The sequence below is a fragment of the Enterobacter sp. JMULE2 genome (assembly GCF_013337145.1).
GTDB classification, from domain to species: Bacteria; Pseudomonadota; Gammaproteobacteria; order Enterobacterales; family Enterobacteriaceae; genus Enterobacter; species Enterobacter mori.
This window is the reverse complement of record NZ_SGWD01000014.1, coordinates 189,654-209,374: the sequence shown is the minus strand read 5'-3', so window position 1 is coordinate 209,374 and position 19,721 is coordinate 189,654. Positions and strand designations below refer to the sequence as shown.

Annotated in this window: 19 protein-coding genes and 2 pseudogenes; 16 read left to right on the top strand and 5 right to left on the bottom strand. The window is 53.4% G+C overall.

What is annotated here, in order from left to right; genetic code table 11:
* Positions 1–60: 60 nt before the first annotated feature.
* Positions 61–1,002 (top strand): pyrimidine-specific ribonucleoside hydrolase RihA, encoded by a 942-nt coding sequence (gene rihA, locus EXW94_RS16300; RefSeq protein WP_174340553.1) that lies wholly within the window; start codon positions 61–63, stop codon positions 1,000–1,002.
* A 172-nt stretch (positions 1,003–1,174) separates the two neighbouring features.
* Here rihA and EXW94_RS16295 read toward each other — a convergent pair whose 3' ends face one another.
* The gene (locus EXW94_RS16295; protein WP_174340665.1) at positions 1,175–1,657 is read right to left on the bottom strand and encodes a zinc ribbon-containing protein; all 483 of its coding nucleotides are present in this window, start codon (positions 1,655–1,657) and stop codon (positions 1,175–1,177) included.
* A 215-nt stretch (positions 1,658–1,872) separates the two neighbouring features.
* On the opposite strand from EXW94_RS16295, the gene leuS reads away from it, so the two are divergent.
* From leuS to lipA, 14 genes and pseudogenes are all read left to right on the top strand, one after another.
* Positions 1,873–4,455 (top strand): leucine--tRNA ligase, encoded by a 2,583-nt coding sequence (leuS, locus tag EXW94_RS16290; RefSeq protein WP_174340552.1) that lies wholly within the window; start codon positions 1,873–1,875, stop codon positions 4,453–4,455.
* 14 nt (positions 4,456–4,469) lie between these two features.
* Positions 4,470–5,039 (top strand): LPS assembly lipoprotein LptE, encoded by a 570-nt coding sequence (gene lptE / locus EXW94_RS16285; protein WP_041951371.1) that lies wholly within the window; start codon positions 4,470–4,472, stop codon positions 5,037–5,039.
* A complete protein-coding gene (gene holA / locus EXW94_RS16280) occupies positions 5,039–6,070 on the top strand; it encodes a DNA polymerase III subunit delta (RefSeq protein WP_174340551.1) in 1,032 nt (343 codons plus the stop codon). Before lptE ends, holA begins: the two co-directional genes overlap by 1 nt.
* Entirely contained in the window at positions 6,063–6,728 is a 666-nt protein-coding gene (gene nadD, locus EXW94_RS16275; protein ID WP_089598887.1) for a nicotinate-nucleotide adenylyltransferase, read from the top strand. The genes holA and nadD overlap by 8 nt, the downstream gene beginning before the upstream one ends.
* A 268-nt stretch (positions 6,729–6,996) precedes the next feature.
* A pseudogene (gene rsfS / locus EXW94_RS16270) lies at positions 6,997–7,315 on the top strand (ribosome silencing factor).
* 3 nt (positions 7,316–7,318) lie between these two features.
* The gene (rlmH, locus tag EXW94_RS16265) at positions 7,319–7,786 is read left to right on the top strand and encodes a 23S rRNA (pseudouridine(1915)-N(3))-methyltransferase RlmH (protein WP_003858701.1); all 468 of its coding nucleotides are present in this window, start codon (positions 7,319–7,321) and stop codon (positions 7,784–7,786) included.
* Positions 7,787–7,814: 28 nt separating this feature from the next.
* Positions 7,815–9,716: a peptidoglycan DD-transpeptidase MrdA gene (mrdA, locus tag EXW94_RS16260; RefSeq protein WP_089598886.1), complete on the top strand. Its 1,902-nt coding sequence runs from the start codon at positions 7,815–7,817 to the stop codon at positions 9,714–9,716.
* A 2-nt stretch (positions 9,717–9,718) separates the two neighbouring features.
* Positions 9,719–10,831: a peptidoglycan glycosyltransferase MrdB gene (gene mrdB / locus EXW94_RS16255; RefSeq protein ID WP_042715186.1), complete on the top strand. Its 1,113-nt coding sequence runs from the start codon at positions 9,719–9,721 to the stop codon at positions 10,829–10,831.
* A gap of 16 nt (positions 10,832–10,847) precedes the next feature.
* On the top strand, positions 10,848–11,951 hold the full coding sequence (gene rlpA / locus EXW94_RS16250) for an endolytic peptidoglycan transglycosylase RlpA (protein ID WP_120159139.1): 1,104 nt from the start codon (positions 10,848–10,850) through the stop codon (positions 11,949–11,951).
* Positions 11,952–12,090: 139 nt separating this feature from the next.
* The gene (gene dacA / locus EXW94_RS16245; protein WP_042715190.1) at positions 12,091–13,302 is read left to right on the top strand and encodes a D-alanyl-D-alanine carboxypeptidase DacA; all 1,212 of its coding nucleotides are present in this window, start codon (positions 12,091–12,093) and stop codon (positions 13,300–13,302) included.
* Positions 13,303–13,408: 106 nt separating this feature from the next.
* Entirely contained in the window at positions 13,409–13,672 is a 264-nt protein-coding gene (gene ybeD / locus EXW94_RS16240; RefSeq protein WP_006177135.1) for a DUF493 family protein YbeD, read from the top strand.
* A 93-nt stretch (positions 13,673–13,765) separates the two neighbouring features.
* Positions 13,766–14,407, top strand: a complete 642-nt coding sequence (lipB, locus tag EXW94_RS16235; protein WP_010428573.1) for a lipoyl(octanoyl) transferase LipB — start codon at positions 13,766–13,768, stop codon at positions 14,405–14,407.
* 281 nt (positions 14,408–14,688) lie between these two features.
* The gene (locus tag EXW94_RS16230) at positions 14,689–15,642 is read left to right on the top strand and encodes a YbeF family transcriptional regulator (RefSeq protein ID WP_010428572.1); all 954 of its coding nucleotides are present in this window, start codon (positions 14,689–14,691) and stop codon (positions 15,640–15,642) included.
* 207 nt (positions 15,643–15,849) lie between these two features.
* Positions 15,850–16,815 (top strand): lipoyl synthase, encoded by a 966-nt coding sequence (lipA, locus tag EXW94_RS16225; RefSeq protein ID WP_010428570.1) that lies wholly within the window; start codon positions 15,850–15,852, stop codon positions 16,813–16,815.
* A gap of 81 nt (positions 16,816–16,896) precedes the next feature.
* Here lipA and tatE read toward each other — a convergent pair.
* Positions 16,897–17,101 (bottom strand): annotated as a pseudogene (gene tatE / locus EXW94_RS16220) (twin-arginine translocase subunit TatE).
* Between the two features lie 126 nt (positions 17,102–17,227).
* Positions 17,228–18,016, bottom strand: a complete 789-nt coding sequence (locus EXW94_RS16215) for a deaminated glutathione amidase (RefSeq protein WP_174340550.1) — start codon at positions 18,014–18,016, stop codon at positions 17,228–17,230.
* A 67-nt stretch (positions 18,017–18,083) separates the two neighbouring features.
* On the opposite strand from EXW94_RS16215, the gene crcB reads away from it, so the two are divergent.
* A complete protein-coding gene (gene crcB / locus EXW94_RS16210; protein ID WP_089598882.1) occupies positions 18,084–18,467 on the top strand; it encodes a fluoride efflux transporter CrcB in 384 nt (127 codons plus the stop codon).
* Positions 18,468–18,685: 218 nt separating this feature from the next.
* Here crcB and cspE read toward each other — a convergent pair whose 3' ends face one another.
* Entirely contained in the window at positions 18,686–18,895 is a 210-nt protein-coding gene (gene cspE / locus EXW94_RS16205) for a transcription antiterminator/RNA stability regulator CspE (protein ID WP_002439184.1), read from the bottom strand.
* A 190-nt stretch (positions 18,896–19,085) separates the two neighbouring features.
* Positions 19,086–19,658 carry a lipid IV(A) palmitoyltransferase PagP gene (pagP, locus tag EXW94_RS16200; RefSeq protein ID WP_172411113.1) on the bottom strand — a complete coding sequence of 191 codons (573 nt, stop codon included), beginning with the start codon at positions 19,656–19,658 and terminating at the stop codon, positions 19,086–19,088.
* Between the last annotated feature and the right edge of the window lie 63 nt (positions 19,659–19,721).

Genomic DNA, 19,721 nt, shown 5'->3' with positions numbered 1-19,721 from the left:
CGTCGGCGTCACATTGCAGCGTTAACCTTGTCACAAATAACGCTAAGAATGGAGAACCCTATGGCACAGCCGATCATTCTCGATTGCGATCCAGGTCATGATGACGCGATCGCACTCGTCCTTGCACTTGCCTCCCCTGAACTCGACGTAAAAGCCGTCACCTCATCCGCCGGAAACCAGACGCCTGAAAAAACCCTGCGCAACGTGCTGCGCATGCTCACGCTGCTTAAACGCACCGATATTCCGGTTGCGGGCGGGGCCGTGAAGCCGCTGATGCGCGAGCTGATTATTGCCGACAACGTTCATGGTGAAAGCGGGCTGGACGGCCCTACGCTACCGGAGCCGGGGTTTGCACCGCAAAACTGTACCGCCGTCGAGCTGATGGCGAAGGTGCTGCGCGCAAGCGCGGAGCCCGTAACGCTGGTGGCAACCGGACCACAAACCAACGTTGCGCTGCTGCTGAACAGCCATCCTGAGCTGCATAATAAAATTGCCCGGATCGTGATGATGGGCGGGGCCATGGGGCTGGGGAACTGGACGCCTGCGGCGGAGTTCAACATCTTTGTCGACCCGGAAGCGGCGGAGATTGTCTTCCAGTCAGGATTACCGATTGTGATGGCGGGGCTGGATGTTACCCACCGCGCGCAGATTATGGCGGACGATATTGAGCGCTTCCGCTCGGTGGGCAACCCGGTTGCGACAACCGTGGCCGAACTGCTCGACTTCTTTATGGAGTATCACAAAGCCGAGAAGTGGGGCTTCCACGGCGCACCGCTGCACGACCCGTGCACCATTGCCTGGCTGTTAAAACCTGAGATGTTCACCACGGTGGACAGATGGGTTGGCGTTGAGACGCAGGGAAAATACACCCAGGGCATGACGGTGGTGGACTACTACTCGCTGACGGGGAATAAACCGAATACAACGGTGATGGTGGATATCGACCGGGAGGCGTTTGTGGATTTGCTGGCGGAGAGACTGGCTTACTATAGTGCGGCCTGATGCCCTCACCCCAACCCTCTCCCACGGGGAGAGGGAGCAGACACTAAAAACGGCAACGGGGTTGCCGTTTTGCTTTTACCTTTTGCGGCCTGATGCCCTCACCCCGGCCCTCTCCCACAGGGAGAGGGCGCAAACACAAAAAACGGCAACGGAGTTGCCGTTTTGCTTTTATTCATGGCTCAAACGGCCGACGCTGGAACTGATCGTGCCCGCACTTCGGACACAGCGGCAGCACGTCCGGCGTGTACACCGCAATATGGTGATGACACTTCTCGCAGACCAGGTTCCCCAGCCCCACCACTTCACCGCTCTGGTAGACGCCGTGGTGGTTCAAATCCTGAAACACCTCGCGCCACTCCAGCTGCGTTTTGTCGGTGATATCCGCCAGCTCCTGCCACAGACTCTCTTTAATCACCCGCATAAAGACGCTGTCCGCGACCTCGTCCTGGCTCTCCTCGTAACTGCGCGCGAACTCTTCCAGATCACGGCGCACGGCGCGCGTCACCTCTTCCACTTCGGTTCGCGTTAACTCACCCGTTTGCGCCACCCGGGAGCGAGCCTGTTCGACCAGCGCGTCGATATCGCGCTCGCCGTTGCGCAGCCGTTCCGTCAGTGTCGATACCAGTTCGCGGTAAAATTGAGCAACCTTGTTCATCATTTTGCCTCCCGGGTAAGTAACTATTTCTAATAATAGACCTTATTTCGCCGCCGCTTTGTCAGGTGAAGCACAGACCCGGTAAATTCCTGCAAAGTGCATTTGTGCGAAAGGCTGTTTTGACGCGGGCGTTTGGGCTATGCTATGCGGATCTGAATCACCACATCCATTGGCTACATTTAGTAGCTGTATTGAAAACAGGACCACTGGCTGCCATGCAAGAGCAATACCGCCCGGAAGAGATAGAATCAAAAGTCCAGCAACATTGGGACGAGAAGCGCACCTTTGAAGTAACCGAAGACGAGAGCAAAGAGAAGTATTACTGCCTGTCGATGCTTCCCTATCCTTCTGGTCGACTACACATGGGCCACGTGCGTAACTACACCATCGGTGATGTGATTGCACGCTACCAGCGCATGCTGGGCAAAAACGTCCTGCAGCCAATCGGCTGGGATGCATTCGGTCTGCCTGCTGAAGGCGCGGCGGTTAAAAACAACACCGCACCGGCGCCGTGGACGTACGACAACATCGCATACATGAAAAACCAGCTCAAAATGCTGGGCTTTGGCTATGACTGGAGCCGCGAGCTGGCAACCTGCACCCCGGAATATTACCGTTGGGAGCAGAAGTTCTTCACCGAGCTGTACAAAAAAGGCCTGGTGTATAAGAAGACCTCCGCCGTTAACTGGTGTCCGAATGACCAGACCGTTCTGGCGAACGAACAGGTTATCGACGGCTGCTGCTGGCGCTGTGACACTAAAGTTGAGCGTAAAGAGATCCCACAGTGGTTTATCAAAATCACCGCTTACGCCGACGAACTGCTGAACGATTTGGATAAACTGGATCACTGGCCAGATACCGTCAAGACCATGCAGCGCAACTGGATCGGCCGTTCTGAAGGCGTGGAGATTACCTTCAACGTTGAGAACTACGACCAGACCCTGACCGTCTACACTACCCGTCCGGATACCTTCATGGGCGCGACCTACCTGGCCGTAGCCGCAGGTCACCCGCTGGCGCAGAAAGCGGCAGAGAACAATCCGGAACTGGCTCGCTTCATCGACGAATGCCGTAACACCAAAGTGGCCGAAGCCGACATGGCGACGATGGAGAAAAAAGGCGTTGCAACGGGCTTCTATGCCAAACATCCACTGACTGGCGAAGCCATTCCAGTGTGGGCAGCCAACTTCGTTCTGATGGAATACGGCACTGGTGCGGTAATGGCCGTACCGGGCCACGATCAGCGCGACTACGAGTTTGCTACCAAATACAGCTTGCCGATTAAAGCCGTTATTCTGGCCGCCGATGGTTCTGAACCCGACCTGTCCGAGCAAGCGCTGACCGAAAAAGGCACCCTGTTCAACTCCGGCGAATTCAGCGGCCTGAGCTTTGAAGACGGCTTCAACGCCATTGCCGACAAGCTGGCTTCGCTGGGCGTAGGCGAGCGTAAAGTGAACTTCCGTCTGCGCGACTGGGGGGTTTCCCGTCAGCGTTACTGGGGTGCGCCAATTCCAATGGTGACGTTGGAAGACGGCACCGTCATGCCAACGCCTGAAGATCAGCTGCCGGTGATCCTGCCGGAAGACGTGGTCATGGACGGCATCACCAGCCCGATCAAAGCCGATCCTGAGTGGGCAAAAACCACCGTCAACGGTCAGCCTGCGCTGCGTGAAACCGACACCTTCGATACCTTTATGGAATCCTCCTGGTACTACGCGCGCTACACCTGCCCGCAGTATCAGGACGGTATGCTGGATTCCGATGCGGCAAACTACTGGCTGCCGGTAGACATCTACATCGGTGGTATCGAACACGCCATCATGCACCTGCTCTACTTCCGCTTCTTCCATAAGCTGATGCGCGATGCGGGCATGGTTAACTCTGACGAGCCCGCGAAACAGCTGCTGTGTCAGGGCATGGTGCTGGCAGATGCGTTCTATTACGTAGGCGCGAACGGCGAACGTAACTGGATTTCTCCGGTTGATGCGATCGTTGAGCGCGACGAAAAAGGCCGTATCGTGAAGGCGAAAGACGCTGAAGGTCATGAACTGGTTTACACCGGCATGAGCAAGATGTCCAAGTCCAAAAACAACGGTATCGACCCGCAGGTCATGGTTGAGCGTTACGGCGCTGACACCGTGCGTCTGTTCATGATGTTTGCCTCACCGGCCGACATGACCCTCGAATGGCAGGAATCCGGCGTTGAAGGTGCTAACCGCTTCCTGAAACGCGTCTGGAAACTGGTTTACGAGCACACCTCACAGGGTGATGCGCCAGCACTGAACGCTGCGGCACTGACTGAAGATCAGCAGGCGCTGCGTCGCGATGTTCATAAAACCATTGCGAAAGTAACCGATGATATTGGTCGTCGTCAGACCTTCAATACCGCAATTGCGGCTATTATGGAACTGATGAATAAGCTGGCGAAAGCCCCGCAGGATGGCGAGCAGGATCGTGCCATCATGCGTGAAGCGCTGCTGGCCGTTGTTCGCATGCTTAACCCGTTCACACCACACGCCAGCTTCACCCTGTGGCAGGAGCTGAAAGGCGAAGGCGATATCGACAACGCGCCGTGGCCAGTGGCAGACGAATCAGCGATGGTGGAAAACACCACCCTGGTTGTGGTGCAGGTCAACGGCAAAGTGCGCGGTAAAATCACCGTGGCTGTTGATGCAACCGAAGAGCAGGTTCGCGAACGCGCAGGTCAGGAACCGCTGGTTGCAAAATATCTTGAGGGCGTTACCGTACGTAAAGTGATCTACGTACCAGGTAAACTGCTTAATCTGGTCGTTGGCTAAGCGCGGGAGGAAACGTGCGACAACTGGCAACAATACTCTTATCCCTGGCGGTGCTTGTCACCGCAGGTTGCGGGTGGCATCTGCGCAATACCACGGCAGTTCCGCCTCAGATGAAAACGTTGATCTTCGACTCTTCGGATCCAAATGGCCCACTCAGCCGGGCTGTTCGTAACCAGCTCCGTTTGAACGATGTTGAGTTGATCGAGAAAGGCACTTTGCGCCAGGATGTTCCGTCATTCCGCATCCTGACCTCGACGTTGTCTAAAGATACCGCGTCCATCTTCCAGGATGGCCGTACTGCGGAATATCAGATGGTGCTTAACGTGAAAGCGGCCGTATTGATCCCGGGTAAAGATATTTATCCAATCAGTACTAAAGTCTACCGTTCGTTCTTCGATAACCCGCAAACGGCGCTGGCAAAAGATGCCGAGCAGCAGATTATCATCAACGAAATGTATGATAAGGCAGCGGAACAGCTGATCCGTAAACTGCCAAGCATTGCTGCGTCGACGAAACAAGGCTCTGACATTATCGACACACCGGACGCTAACGCGCCGACCATGTCAACGTCGATGGGTAACTGATGATCAGGCTGTATCCTGAACAACTCCGCGCGCAGCTCAATGAAGGGCTGCGCGCGGCGTATCTGCTGCTCGGAAACGATCCTCTATTACTTCAGGAAAGTCTGGATGCCGTTCGTCATGCGGCGGTCGCTCAGGGCTTTGATGAACACCACACAGTCCAACTGGACAATAACACCGACTGGAACGCCGTCTTTTCACTTTGCCAGGCAATGAGCCTGTTTGCATCGCGCCAGACAATCCAGATCCTGCTGCCGGAAAATGGCCCTAACGCGGCCATGAATGAGCAACTCGCCACCCTGGTCAGCCTGTTACACAGCGATCTGCTGCTGATTGTGCGCGGCAACAAGCTCACCAAGGCGCAGGAAAACGCAGCGTGGTTTACTCAACTTGCGACCAACGCTGTGCAGGTCACCTGCCAGACACCTGAACAGGCACATCTGCCTAAATGGGTAGCCGCGCGAGCAAAACAGCACAATCTTCAGTTGGATGAGGCGGCGAACCAGCTGCTTTGCTACTGCTATGAAGGTAACCTGCTGGCGCTGGCGCAGGCACTCGACAGGCTTTCTCTGCTTTGGCCTGACGGTAAACTGACGTTACCGCGTGTTGAGCAAGCGGTAAACGATGCAGCCCACTTTACGCCATTTCACTGGGTTGACGCGCTGCTGTCAGCAAAGAGCAAACGCGCGCTACACATATTGCAGCAGCTGCGCCTTGAAGGCAGTGAACCTGTCATTTTGCTGCGCACGCTCCAGCGAGAGCTGTTGTTACTGAATACGCTCAAGCGTCAGTCTGCCCATACGCCATTGCGTTCACTGTTTGATAAACACCGTGTATGGCAAAACCGCAGGGCGATGACCACCGAGGCCATCAACCGCCTGAGCCATGAACAGCTGCGCCAGGCTGTACAGCTTTTGATGCGCGCCGAGCTCACGTTGAAACAAGATTACGGTCAGTCGGTCTGGTCGGAGCTGGAAAGCCTTTCACTGCTGCTCTGCCACAAGGCGCTGGCAGACGTATTTATCGATGGATAGCATGCATTCTCTACAAGCGCTGTACGGCGGAACTTTCGACCCGGTGCATTACGGGCATCTTAAGCCGGTTGAAATTCTGGCGAATCTGATCGGCCTGCAGCGCGTAATCATTATGCCCAATAACGTTCCGCCGCACCGTCCTCAGCCAGAGGCCACCAGCGAACAGCGAAAAGAGATGCTCGCGCTGGCGATTGCGGATAAACCCCTTTTCCGTCTTGACGAACGGGAGTTACGTCGCAACACCCCGTCCTGGACGTCCCAGACGCTGCAGGAGTGGCGAGCTGAACAAGGGCCGGATAAACCGCTGGCCTTTATTATCGGTCAGGATTCCCTGCTCAACTTTCCTACCTGGCATCAGTATGAAACCATACTGGAGAACAGCCACCTTCTCGTGTGCCGTCGCCCCGGGTATCCGCTGACCATGCGCGAACCACAGTACCAGCAATGGCTTGAAGCTCATCTCACCGACAACGTGGAAGATCTGCATAATCAGCCAGCCGGGAAAATTTATCTGGCAGAAACACCGTGGTTTGATATTTCTGCGACGCTCATTCGCGAGCGCCTGCAGCAGGGTTTAGCCTGTGACGATATGCTGCCTTCGTCAGTGCTGGCGTATATCAATCAGCACGGATTGTATCAGAAAAGCGCAGACGCATAGCCTGAGGCAAGAAAAAGCGGCTGATTGATTATCCTGCCTTGACAGGGTAAGCCATACTGTTATCCTCCGCTGCCAGACTTTCCCGCCGATCATTGCTTTACAGAAATTGTTTTACAAAAATGGCGATGCAATCTCCGGCGGAGGGTGGGATGATACCCGCCTTCAAAAGCCCGGCCGGTGACATTTGTCCCGATACTGGCGTCAGTTCAGGTATACTGTCTGGCTACGAATTTATAGTTACATAATCTCATTCACCCAGGGGGAAAACTTGCAGGGTAAAGCACTCCAGGATTTTGTTATCGACAAAATTGATGACCTGAAAGGTCAGGACATCATCGCTATCGACGTTAAAGGTAAATCCAGCATCACCGACTGCATGATTATCTGCACCGGTACATCTACTCGCCATGTGGTTTCGATTGCCGATCACGTCGTTCAGGAATCTCGTGCAGCAGGGCTGTTACCGCTTGGCGTTGAAGGTGAAGCGACCGCCGACTGGGTGGTTGTCGATCTCGGCGATGTGATTGTCCATGTCATGCAGGAAGAGAGGTCGTCGCCTGTATGAGCTGGAAAAACTCTGGGGTTAATGCGTGAAGTTGCAGCTGGTCGCTGTCGGCACCAAAATGCCGGACTGGGTACAAACCGGTTTTACTGAGTATCTGCGTCGTTTTCCAAAAGATATGCCGTTCGAACTGGTGGAAATTCCTGCCGGTAAGCGCGGCAAGAACGCGGATATCAAACGTATTCTCGATAAAGAGGGCGAACTGATGCTGGCTGCCGCAGGCAAAAACCGCATCGTTACCCTCGATATTCCAGGTAAACCCTGGGATACGCCGCAGCTGGCGCACGAACTGGAGCGCTGGAAGCAGGACGGTCGTGATGTCAGTCTGTTGATTGGCGGACCTGAAGGATTATCCCCCGCCTGCAAAGCGGCAGCAGAACAAAGTTGGTCTCTCTCCGCGCTGACGCTCCCCCACCCGCTTGTCAGGGTGCTGGTGGCAGAAAGCCTGTACCGCGCGTGGAGCATTACTACCAACCACCCCTACCACCGCGAGTAATGACTGACCAGGGTAGATTAAGCAGCGGATGAAACTACAGAATTCTTTTCGCGACTATACGGCTGAGTCCGCGCTGTTTGTGCGCCGGGCGCTGGTCGCCTTTACGGGGATTTTGCTGCTGACCGGCGTGCTGATCGCCAACCTTTATAATCTGCAAATTGTCCGCTTTACCGACTACCAGACGCGTTCAAACGAGAACCGCATCAAGCTGGTGCCGATCGCGCCAAGCCGCGGCATTATCTACGACCGTAACGGCACGCCGCTGGCCTTAAACCGCACCATCTATCAAATCGAGATGATGCCGGAAAAGGTCGACAACGTGCAGGATACGCTGAACGCGCTGAGAAGCGTGGTCGATCTCAACGATGACGATATCGCCGCCTTTAAAAAAGAGCGTTCCCGTTCTCATCGCTTCACGTCTATTCCGGTCAAAACCAACCTGACAGAAGTGCAGGTGGCCCGTTTTGCCGTGAACCAGTATCGATTCCCCGGCGTGGAAGTGAAAGGCTATAAGCGCCGCTTCTATCCTTACGGCTCTGCGCTGACGCACGTGATTGGCTACGTTTCCAAGATTAACGATAAAGACGTTGACCGCCTTGATAAAGACGGCAAGCTGGCCAACTACGCCGCAACGCATGATATCGGTAAGCTGGGAATTGAGCGTTATTATGAAGATGTGCTGCACGGCGAAACCGGTTATGAAGAGGTTGAAGTTAACAACCGTGGCCGCGTAATCCGCCAGCTGAAAGAGGTTCCGCCGCAGGCGGGCCATGATGTGTACCTGACACTCGACCTTAAGCTGCAGCAGTATATCGAAACCCTGCTGGCAGGCAGCCGTGCCGCCGTTATCGTCACCGACCCGCGCACCGGTGGAATTCTGGCCATGGTCTCCATGCCGAGCTACGACCCTAACCTCTTCGTGGACGGTATCTCCAGCAAAGATTATTCCGGTCTGCTTAACGATCCGAACACCCCGCTGGTGAACCGTGCGACACAGGGTGTTTACCCGCCTGCGTCAACGGTAAAACCTTACGTTGCGGTTTCTGCACTGAGTGCGGGCGTGATCAATCGCAATACTAGCCTGTTTGACCCCGGCTGGTGGCAGCTACCAGGCTCTGAAAAACGTTACCGCGACTGGAAGAAATGGGGTCACGGTCATCTGAACGTGACCAAATCACTGGAAGAGTCTGCGGATACCTTCTTCTACCAGGTCGCCTATGACATGGGTATTGATCGTCTGTCGACGTGGATGAGTAAATTCGGCTACGGACACTACACCGGTATCGATCTTGCGGAAGAACGTTCTGGCAATATGCCCACCCGCGAATGGAAGCTGAAGCGCTTTAAGAAGCCGTGGTACCAGGGTGATACCATTCCGGTCGGGATCGGCCAGGGTTACTGGACAGCCACCCCGTTGCAGATGAACAAAGCGATGATGATCCTCATCAACGACGGCGTAGTGAAGGTTCCGCATCTGCTGCAAAGTACGGTTGAGAATGGCAAGAAAGTCCCGTGGATCCAGCCGCATGAAGCACCGGTGGGCGATATCCATTCCGGCTTCTGGGAAATCGCCAAAGACGGTATGTACGGCGTGGCAAACCGTCCAAACGGGACGGCGCATAAATACTTCGCTGGCGCACCCTACAAAGTGGCTGCTAAATCGGGTACCGCGCAGGTCTTCGGCCTGAAGGCAAACGAAACCTATAACGCGCACAAAATTGCTGAACGTCTGCGTGACCACAAGCTCATGACGGCGTTTGCCCCTTATGATAACCCGCAGGTTGCAGTGGCGATGATTCTCGAAAACGGCGGTGCAGGTCCGGCTGTAGGTACCATCATGCGTCAAATTCTCGACCACATTATGCTGGGTGATAACAACACCGAACTGCCGGCAGAAAACCCGGCAGCCGCTGCGGCGGAGGACCAATAATCATGACGGATAATCCGAATAAAAAATCGCTGTGGGACAAGATCCACATTGACCCTGCCATGCTATTGATTCTGCTGGCTTTGCTGGTATACAGCGCCCTGGTTATCTGGAGCGCCAGCGGTCAGGACATCGGCATGATGGAGCGCAAAATCGGCCAAATCGCGATGGGCCTGGTCATCATGGTGGTGATGGCGCAGATCCCCCCCCGCGTGTACGAAGGCTGGGCGCCCTACCTCTATATTTTCTGTATCATCCTGCTTGTTGCGGTTGATGCCTTTGGTGCGATATCCAAGGGCGCACAGCGCTGGCTGGATCTGGGGATCGTCCGCTTCCAGCCGTCGGAAATCGCGAAAATTGCCGTACCGCTGATGGTCGCGCGATTTATTAACCGCGACGTCTGCCCGCCTTCGCTAAAAAATACCGCGATCGCGCTGGTGCTGATTTTCCTGCCGACCTTGCTGGTTGCAGCACAGCCTGACCTCGGCACCTCGATTCTTATCGCACTGTCCGGCCTGTTTGTCCTGTTCCTGTCAGGCCTGAGCTGGCGTCTGATCGGTATCGCGGTGGTGCTGGTTGCCGCCTTTATCCCCATCCTCTGGTTCTTCCTGATGCATGATTACCAGCGCCAGCGCGTGATGATGCTCCTCGATCCGGAAACCGATCCGCTGGGTGCGGGCTATCATATTATTCAGTCGAAGATTGCGATTGGCTCCGGTGGCCTGCGCGGGAAAGGCTGGCTGCACGGTACACAGTCGCAGCTGGAGTTTTTACCGGAACGCCACACCGACTTTATCTTTGCCGTACTGGCGGAAGAGTTAGGGCTGGTTGGCATCTTAATTCTGCTGGCGCTCTACGTGCTGCTGATCATGCGAGGTCTGTGGATTGCCGCACGAGCGCAAACCACCTTTGGTCGCGTGATGGCAGGCGGATTGATGTTGATTTTATTCGTTTATGTCTTCGTAAATATTGGTATGGTGAGTGGTATTCTGCCAGTTGTAGGCGTACCGCTGCCGCTGGTGAGTTACGGGGGCTCGGCACTGATCGTGTTGATGGCCGGGTTTGGTATCGTCATGTCGATCCATACCCACAGAAAAATGTTGTCCAAAAGCGTATAAAAATAAGGGGATCGCAATGCGTAAGCAGTGGCTGGGGATCTGCATCGCAGCAAGTTTACTTGCAGCCTGCACAAGTGATGATGGTCAGCAACAGGCAACCGTCGCGCCGCCGCAGCCTGCGGTCTGTAACGGCCCGATTGTCGAAATTAGCGGTGCCGATCCGATCTATGAACCGCTGAACGCAACGGCGAATCAGGATTATCAGCGCGACGGCAAAAGCTTCAAAATTGTTCAGGATCCTTCCCGTTTCAGCCAGGCTGGCTTTGCCGCCATTTATGATGCCGAGCCGGGTAGTAACCTGACCGCATCAGGCGAAACCTTCGATCCGATGCAAATCACGGCGGCGCATCCTACGCTGCCGATCCCAAGCTATGCTCGCGTCACCAACCTGGCGAACGGCCGTATGATCGTCGTGCGTATCAACGATCGTGGCCCATACGGGAATGACCGCGTGATCTCGCTGTCCCGCGCAGCGGCTGACCGTCTGAACACCTCGAACAACACCAAAGTGCGTATCGATCCGATTATCGTCGCGCAGGATGGTACCCTTTCAGGTCCAGGCACCGCCTGTACGACTGTTGCGAAACAAACCTATGCCCTGCCGGCTCGCCCTGACCTGAGTGGCGGAATGGGAGGCGCGTCTACCCCTGCAGAGCCAGCTCAACCGCAGGGCGAAGTCCGCGCCATCAGTAACGATACGTTACAAAGCGATGACAGTACCGGTGCCCCGGTGAAAAGCAGCGGTTTCCTCGGTGCGCCGACAACTTTATCCTCTGGCGTTCTTGAAGGCAGTGAACCCACGCCAGCCCCGGTTGTCGCAGCCCCAGTCACGCAACCTGCTCCCGTGACCGCACCAGCGACCACGCAAAGTACTCCCGCCCCTGCGGCCGCAAGCGGCAGTTACGTGGTTCAGGTCGGCGCCGTCAGCGATCGGGCACGTGCGCAACAGTATCAGCAGCGCTTAACCCAGCAGTTTGATGTCCCGGGCCGCGTTGAGCAAAACGGCGCGGTCTGGCGTATTCAGATGGGGCCGTTTGCCAGCAAATCTCAGGCAGCTTCCCTGCAACAGCGTTTGCAAAGTGAAGCGCAGCTCCAGTCATTTATCACTGTTGCGAAGTAATGAATCGGCGGTATCCGAAATGTCAATTTGTGTGAAACACATTCACAATCTCATGATGAAAGTCGGATGCCTGCCTGTATAGCATTTGCTATAGTAAGGCACTTTTTTTAATTCCATCACGGATGTCGTAGTTCTGACCATGAAGACCACTTTTTCTGCTCGTTTTGTGCAGCGCATGGCGCTGACCGCGGCCCTTTGCGCAGCTGCTCTCTCTGCAGCTCACGCGGATGACCTGAACATCAAGACCATGATCCCTGGCGTTCCGCAAATCGACGCGGAATCCTACATCCTGATCGATTACAACTCTGGCAAAGTTCTGGCAGAACAGAATGCCGATGCTCGTCGCGATCCGGCCAGCCTGACTAAAATGATGACCAGCTACGTTATCGGCCAGGCCATGAAGGCAGGTAAATTCAAAGAAACCGACCTGGTTACCATCGGTAACGATGCCTGGGCGACCGGTAACCCGGTGTTCAAAGGATCATCGTTGATGTTCCTGAAACCTGGCATGCAGGTTCCCGTCTCCCAGCTGATCCGCGGTATCAACCTGCAGTCTGGTAACGACGCCTGCGTCGCCATGGCAGATTTCGCAGCAGGCAGCCAGGACGCGTTTGTTGGCCTGATGAACAGCTATGTTTCCGCACTGGGTCTGAAAAACAGTCACTTCCAGACCGTACACGGCCTGGACGCAGACGGTCAGTACAGCTCCGCACGTGACATGGCCCTGATTGGCCAGGCGCTGATCCGTGATGTCCCGAACGAATACACCATCTATAAAGAAAAAGAGTTCACCTTCAACGGTATCCGTCAGACCAACCGTAACGGCCTGCTGTGGGATAACAGCCTGAACGTTGACGGCATCAAGACTGGCCATACCGATAAAGCGGGTTACAACCTGGTGGCCTCTGCGACTGAAGGCCAGATGCGCCTGATTTCCGCCGTGATGGGCGGTCGCACCTTCAAAGGCCGTGAAACCGAAAGCAAAAAACTGCTGACCTGGGGCTTCCGTTTCTTCGAAACCGTCAATCCGCTGAAAGCGGGTAAAGAGTTCGCCTCAGAGCCAGTCTGGTTCGGTGATAATGACCGTGCTTCCCTGGGTGTGGATAAAGATCTGTATCTGACCATTCCTCGTGGCCGCATGAAAGATCTGAAAGCGAGCTACGTGCTCAACACCACCGAACTGCACGCCCCGCTGCAGAAGAACCAGGTTGTGGGCACCATCAACTTCCAGCTTGACGGCAAAACCATCGATCAGCGTCCGCTCGTGGTGCTGGATGAAATTCCTGAAGGCAATTTCTTCAGCAAAATCATTGATTACATTAAATTGATGTTCCACCACTGGTTTGGCTAAAAACTGAACACTTGAAAGTGTGATTTTGATCCCCATATACTAAGTATCCTGATAACTCCCACACGACGTGGGAGTTATTATTTTTTGACGTTACGCCGGAGCTGACATGAAAACCAAACTTAACGAACTGCTTGAATTCCCTACCTCATTTACTTACAAAGTAATGGGTCTGGCGAAGCCTGAGCTGGTTGATCAGGTGGTTGAAGTGGTACAGCGCCATGCGCCGGGTGACTACTCTCCGTCAGTAAAACCAAGCAGCAAGGGCAACTACCACTCGGTTTCTATTACCATCACTGCGACACACATTGAGCAGGTTGAGACGCTGTACGAAGAACTCGGCAATATCGAAATCGTTCGTATGGTGCTGTAGTCCCTCTGCGGTTACCCGGTTTGCCGGGTAACCCCTCTCCCTGCTGTGATATACTTTCCGCACCCTTTTCTCCCCGTCTTCGGAGACGTCGTTTTGTACCAGGATAACATTCTTGTCCGCCATCTCGGGCTTCAACCTTACGAGCCTGTCTCCCAGGCTATGCATGACTTCACTGATTCACGCGATGAAACCACACCCGATGAAATCTGGTTAGTTGAACACCTTCCTGTGTTTACCCAGGGGCAGGCAGGAAAAGCCGAACATCTGTTGATGACAGGCGATATCCCGGTGATCCAAAGCGATCGTGGTGGGCAGGTCACCTATCATGGTCCGGGTCAGCAGGTGATGTACGTGTTGCTCAACCTGAAGCGCAGAAAGTTGGGTGTCCGTGAACTTGTCACCCTGCTGGAGCAAACCGTCGTAAACACCCTCGCAGAATACGGCATTGATGCCCATCCGCGTGCGGATGCGCCGGGCGTATATGTGGGAGAGATGAAGATCTGTTCGCTGGGTCTGCGCATTCGTAAAGGCTGTTCCTTCCATGGGTTGGCGCTCAATATCAATATGGATCTCGCCCCCTTCCTGCGCATCAATCCGTGCGGCTATGCGGGTATGGAGATGACGCAAATGTGCCAGTGGGTAGCCACCGCCACCCCGGATATTATTCGTCCTGTACTTTTGAAGAACTTTTTAGCACTGCTTAACAATCCTCCTCACGAATATATCCCTGCTTAATATATGCTTGCTAGTGGCTCGATTATTTGACGGGCCACGGCTATTTCCCGCATTTACGCTTTACAACAATCAGCAGATTCTATATTTTCGAAGCGCCCGCATATTAGCGATACATATTATTCATCAATTTGATAGTGCCGCCTGCGGATCCCATATTACTTGCGTGACAATCACCCAACTGTCTGTTTTCGTTAAACATGTGAAACACTTTACGAATCTCTGCAAGCATAATAAATAAATTCAACTATCATTCATATTGTGAATGGATACGGAGTGAAAGCGTGGAGTCTACTAATTTACCAGCCAAACGCCTGAATGAACCCGGCGGTGAAGATAAGCCACAAATTTTTCGGACTTTACGTAATATTGATCTCAACTTGTTGACTATTTTTGAGGCAGTTTATGTCCATAAGGGTATCGTTAACGCTGCGAAAATTCTTAATCTGACCCCCTCAGCAATTAGCCAGTCAATTCAAAAGCTGCGCGCTATTTTCCCGGATCCGTTATTTATACGTAAGGGCCAGGGCGTAACCCCTACGGCTTATGCCACACATCTGCACGAATACATTAGCCAGGGACTGGAATCGATTCTCGGTGCGCTGGACCTCACGGGCAGCTACGATAAACACAGAACCATCACTATTGGTACCTCTCCATCATTGGGCGTGCTGGTGATGCCTGCTATCTACAAGACAATAAAGCAACATGCGCCGCAGCTGTTGATCCGCAACGTCACCGTGAATGATCCTGAAACCCAGCTGGCGCAGTTCCAGACCGACCTGATCATTGACAGCAATAATTTCAGTGCAAGGGCTTTAGGCCAGCATGTCCTGTACGCCGACAGCCTGATCCTGGTATGCCGTCAGCATCATCCCGCGTTCAATGCGCCTTTGACGCTAGAAAACCTGCGTGCCTACGAGCATTCCTCTTTTATGGCAGAAGGCCAGGGATCCAACCCGCTACGGCAGCGCATTGATGAACTCTTCCCGGAGCGCCAGGTGAGCTTCAGCAGTTACAATATGTTTACCGTTGCATCCCTGATTGGCAGTAGCGACATGCTGTGCGTAATGCCTCTGCGCCTCTTTAACCTGCTGCGCAAATGCTGGCCGCTGGAGAGCATTCCTCTCGATCAGTTAAATGACGAAACGCTTGAAATTTCGCTGCATTACAACAAGCTAAGCCTGCGCGATCCGGTACTGGAAAACGTCATCAACGTTATCCGCCAGGCCTTCTGAACCCGCCTGGCAGCACAAGCCCCTGCTGTATGCGGGGCAAAACGCACAAAACAACAACTATTTTACAAATTGGCGACCTGGCAGGCTGCTTTACCGACCGTTTCAATGATATACTGCCTGTCGTTCGTTCAAAAATAGTTGATAAATACAACATTCCCTTGAATTGAAACGCTTTCCTTCGATATTCGCAACTGGAACACGCACGCTATGAGTAAACCCATTGTGATGGAACGCGGTGTTAAATACCGCGATGCCGATAAAATGGCCCTTATCCCGGTTAAAAACGTGGCTACAGAGCGCGAAGCGCTGTTAAGAAAACCGGAGTGGATGAAAATCAAACTGCCGGCGGACTCTTCGCGTATCCAGGGGATCAAAGCGGCGATGCGCAAAAATGGCCTCCACTCCGTGTGTGAAGAAGCCTCCTGCCCTAACCTTGCTGAATGTTTCAATCACGGTACCGCGACATTTATGATTTTGGGTGCTATCTGTACCCGCCGCTGCCCGTTCTGCGACGTTGCTCATGGCCGCCCTGTTGCGCCAGATGTGAACGAGCCGCAGAAACTGGCGCAAACCATCGCCGACATGGCGTTACGTTATGTCGTTATCACCTCGGTTGACCGTGATGACCTGCGTGATGGTGGTGCACAGCACTTTGCAGACTGCATTACTGCCATCCGTGAGAAAAGCCCAAGCATCAAGATTGAGACGCTGGTTCCCGATTTCCGTGGACGTATGGACCGTGCGCTGGATATCCTGACCGCAACCCCACCAGACGTATTCAACCACAACCTGGAAAACGTGCCGCGGATTTACCGTCAGGTGCGTCCAGGCGCAGACTACAACTGGTCTCTGAAATTGCTGGAGCGTTTTAAAGAAGCGCATCCGCATATTCCGACCAAGTCCGGTCTGATGGTGGGTCTCGGTGAAACCAATGCAGAAATCATCGAAGTGATGCGCGATCTGCGCCGCCACGGTGTCACTATGCTGACGCTGGGGCAGTATCTGCAGCCAAGCCGTCACCATCTGCCGGTACAGCGCTATGTTAGCCCTGATGAGTTCGACGAGATGAAAGCCGAAGCCATGGCGATGGGCTTTACCCATGCAGCGTGTGGCCCGTTTGTTCGCTCTTCCTACCACGCCGATATGCAGGCGAAAGGCGAAGAAGTAAAATAAACCTGTAATATTTTTTTACAGAAACACAAAAAAACCGGCCTCATGAGCCGGTTTTTTTATGCAAGCCTTGCAGGATTGCCATTACTCTTTGTGCGAAAGCTTCTCTGCAGGAACACTATCTTCGGCGCTTTTCTTCGCGGCCCGCGTCATCGTCATTCATCGCTTTCTTAAAGCCTTTAATGGCAGCACCCAGGTCTCCACCCAACGTGCGTAACTTCTTGGTACCAAACAGCAGGACGACCAGTGCGGCAACCACCAGCAGTTTGGTAATACTAATCTCACCCATAGATACCTTCTTTACATAAAACAGGCTGCATTAAGCGCCAAAAACCCGATCGTATTAACGGACATTTGACGCGCGCACACAATAGCAATCTGTAACAAGGTGAATCAAGCATTGTTGAAAAAAACATCACAATAATTGCGGTGGCGCAAACCGTCGATTGCGAAGAACGGGTAACTGCCGACGTGCAAGCGCAATTCTCTCTGATAATATCTCAGTCATTAAAAGCGCTGGCGTTTCGGCTGCTGAGGCGATGGTCACACCCAACGGATCGATAACCCTGCTCTGCCCAATATTCTTATTCCCACACTCTCCTGAAGCGACCACGTAGCAGGTGGTATCAAGCGCCCTTGCGGCTAACAGCGTCGCCCAGTGGTGCTCTTTTAGGGGCCCTTTAACCCAGGCCGCTGGCAATACCAGGACGTCGGCACCCTGTAAAGCCAGATTCAGTGCCATTTCTGGAAAACGCAGATCGTAGCAGGTCATTAATCCCACGTTAAATCCATCGACCTCCAGCAGGGGTGAAACGCTGTCGCCGGGATCGACAAGTCGCGACTCCTGAATGTTGAACGCATCATAGAGATGAAGCTTAGCGTAGCGTGCAATAATCTCGCCGCCACGGATAGCCACAAGCGTATTCACTGCCCTGCCCGGAGCAGAAGGTACATGCACCGTAAAAATGGTCGTCATGAGATTGCCAGTGCTCTCTGCCAGCAGCTGCTGTAAAAACGCCCCGTCCAGCGACTGCGCCGACTTAACCGACATATCAGGATCGTTATCATCCCGTGCCAGCAGCGCTTCGGGAAGCACCAGCAAGGATGCCCCCTTCTGTCGCGCCTGGGCCATCAGGGAGACGCATGTTCCCGCATTCTCATTCCAGTCCGGCGTTACCGCAAACTGCCCTACCGCAACATACATATTTGTCCCCCGGTCAAAAACAGCGTTACACTCGACGTACTTACACATCCAATAGCAGGTATTGACAGTGTTACAACTACTTATAGCCGTTTTTATTGGCGGAGGCACGGGTAGCGTTGCGCGGTGGTTTTTGAGTATGCGGTTTAACCCTCTTCATCAGGCCATTCCCATGGGAACCCTGGCAGCAAACCTGATTGGTGCCTTTATTATCGGTATGGGGCTAGCCTGGTTTAACCGCATGACACATATCGACCCGGTGTGGAAGGTATTGATTACCACCGGCTTCTGTGGCGGTTTAACGACGTTCTCCACCTTCTCTGCTGAAGTGGTGTTCCTGTTTCAGGAAGGTCGCATTGGCTGGGCATTTACGAACATTGCCATCAATATGCTCGGTTCATTTGCGATGACCGGGATCGCATTTTGGCTCTTTTCTTCCGCCAGCGCGCATTAATCGCCCGACGTTAATGTTGGCTTAATTTTTCTCTGCCACTCTGGACGTAATACGGAGCGAGGGTGACAGTATGAAAGAACAGTTGATGAGCGCAGGAATGGTTTTGCTGAGCGTGGCAATCGTCGCCAGCTTCCTGAAAATGTATCTGATTGGTTGATTCAGAACGAAAAAAACCCGCTCAGAGAGCGGGTTTTGAAATTCTTGCTGACGCGTCTGAATTACAGAGCGATTACGTTAGCAGCAGAAGGGCCTTTGGCACCGTTAGTGATTTCAAACTCAACACGCTGACCTTCAGCCAGGGTTTTGAAACCATTAGACTGGATTGCAGAGAAGTGTACGAACACATCTTTGCTGCCATCTTCAGGAGTAATGAAACCGAATCCTTTGGACTCATTAAACCACTTAACGTTACCTTTAATCTTAGACATCAAAATTACCTTTACATTAAAAAACGACACAAATGCTGTGTCGGGTATCAGTACATCAATTGTGGAACCTTTTGTCCAGCGGATCTTTGCTAAAAAGTGACAAAAGTCGCGTTAATTTTCGTTGACGGATTTTTATCCTTTATGATTCAACGAGAGTGCATTTTTTCGCCAGTTTGTTACGTTTTGTCAGTTAAAACTGAAAACGCATCCAGGCAAAGTAAACGTTTCCGTTGTTATAGGTTCCCGGGATGTAGGTCATCTGGAACGTCGCGGGACCATAGCCAATGGAGGCCAACGGCAGCAAGACCGGGACCGGAATGTACTTCCAGTTATCACGCGCCGTAAAGCCTGCCGTGTAGCCCAGGCCAAGATGGAAGTTGTCATCCGCTAATGGACGCCACGTTTTCTCCCAGCCGTAACCGCCAATCGGCTCCCACTTGTTGTAGGAGTCCTTAAACGCCATCAGGTACAGTCCGTGCCAGTTTCCTTTGTCGTCCCAACGGGACTGACCAAAACCCGCTCCCCAGGGACGTTCGTTGTAGCGGTCCGTTTTTTCTTTGTCATAGGCAAAACGTGCATGCCACGTTATCGCCGGAATATAGAGATCGTAATGTTCTGGCTCCTTCCAGGTTTGCGCGACGTTATCCGTAAACGTTGAGAACCAACCTTTATCCGCCGCGTTATCCTCTGCCCTGGCGACAGAAGAGAAAGTTAACTGCCCAAAAATAAACAATAAAATCAGGAAAAATTTATTACGTACCATCACAATGCAATTACCATTCTTAGAACCTATCCCAGAAGGGATTGTCAGAATGTCGTAACTGAT

Coding starts and splice junctions, on each gene's coding strand:
- rihA (WP_174340553.1), top strand. CDS start 61: ATGGCACAGCCGATCATTCTCGATTGCGATCCAGGTCATGATGACGCG.
- EXW94_RS16295 (WP_174340665.1), bottom strand. CDS start 1,657: ATGAACAAGGTTGCTCAATTTTACCGCGAACTGGTATCGACACTGACG.
- leuS (WP_174340552.1), top strand. CDS start 1,873: ATGCAAGAGCAATACCGCCCGGAAGAGATAGAATCAAAAGTCCAGCAA.
- holA (WP_174340551.1), top strand. CDS start 5,039: ATGATCAGGCTGTATCCTGAACAACTCCGCGCGCAGCTCAATGAAGGG.
- nadD (WP_089598887.1), top strand. CDS start 6,063: ATGGATAGCATGCATTCTCTACAAGCGCTGTACGGCGGAACTTTCGAC.
- mrdA (WP_089598886.1), top strand. CDS start 7,815: ATGAAACTACAGAATTCTTTTCGCGACTATACGGCTGAGTCCGCGCTG.
- mrdB (WP_042715186.1), top strand. CDS start 9,719: ATGACGGATAATCCGAATAAAAAATCGCTGTGGGACAAGATCCACATT.
- rlpA (WP_120159139.1), top strand. CDS start 10,848: ATGCGTAAGCAGTGGCTGGGGATCTGCATCGCAGCAAGTTTACTTGCA.
- dacA (WP_042715190.1), top strand. CDS start 12,091: ATGAAGACCACTTTTTCTGCTCGTTTTGTGCAGCGCATGGCGCTGACC.
- ybeD (WP_006177135.1), top strand. CDS start 13,409: ATGAAAACCAAACTTAACGAACTGCTTGAATTCCCTACCTCATTTACT.
- lipA (WP_010428570.1), top strand. CDS start 15,850: ATGAGTAAACCCATTGTGATGGAACGCGGTGTTAAATACCGCGATGCC.
- EXW94_RS16215 (WP_174340550.1), bottom strand. CDS start 18,016: ATGTATGTTGCGGTAGGGCAGTTTGCGGTAACGCCGGACTGGAATGAG.
- cspE (WP_002439184.1), bottom strand. CDS start 18,895: ATGTCTAAGATTAAAGGTAACGTTAAGTGGTTTAATGAGTCCAAAGGA.
- pagP (WP_172411113.1), bottom strand. CDS start 19,658: ATGGTACGTAATAAATTTTTCCTGATTTTATTGTTTATTTTTGGGCAG.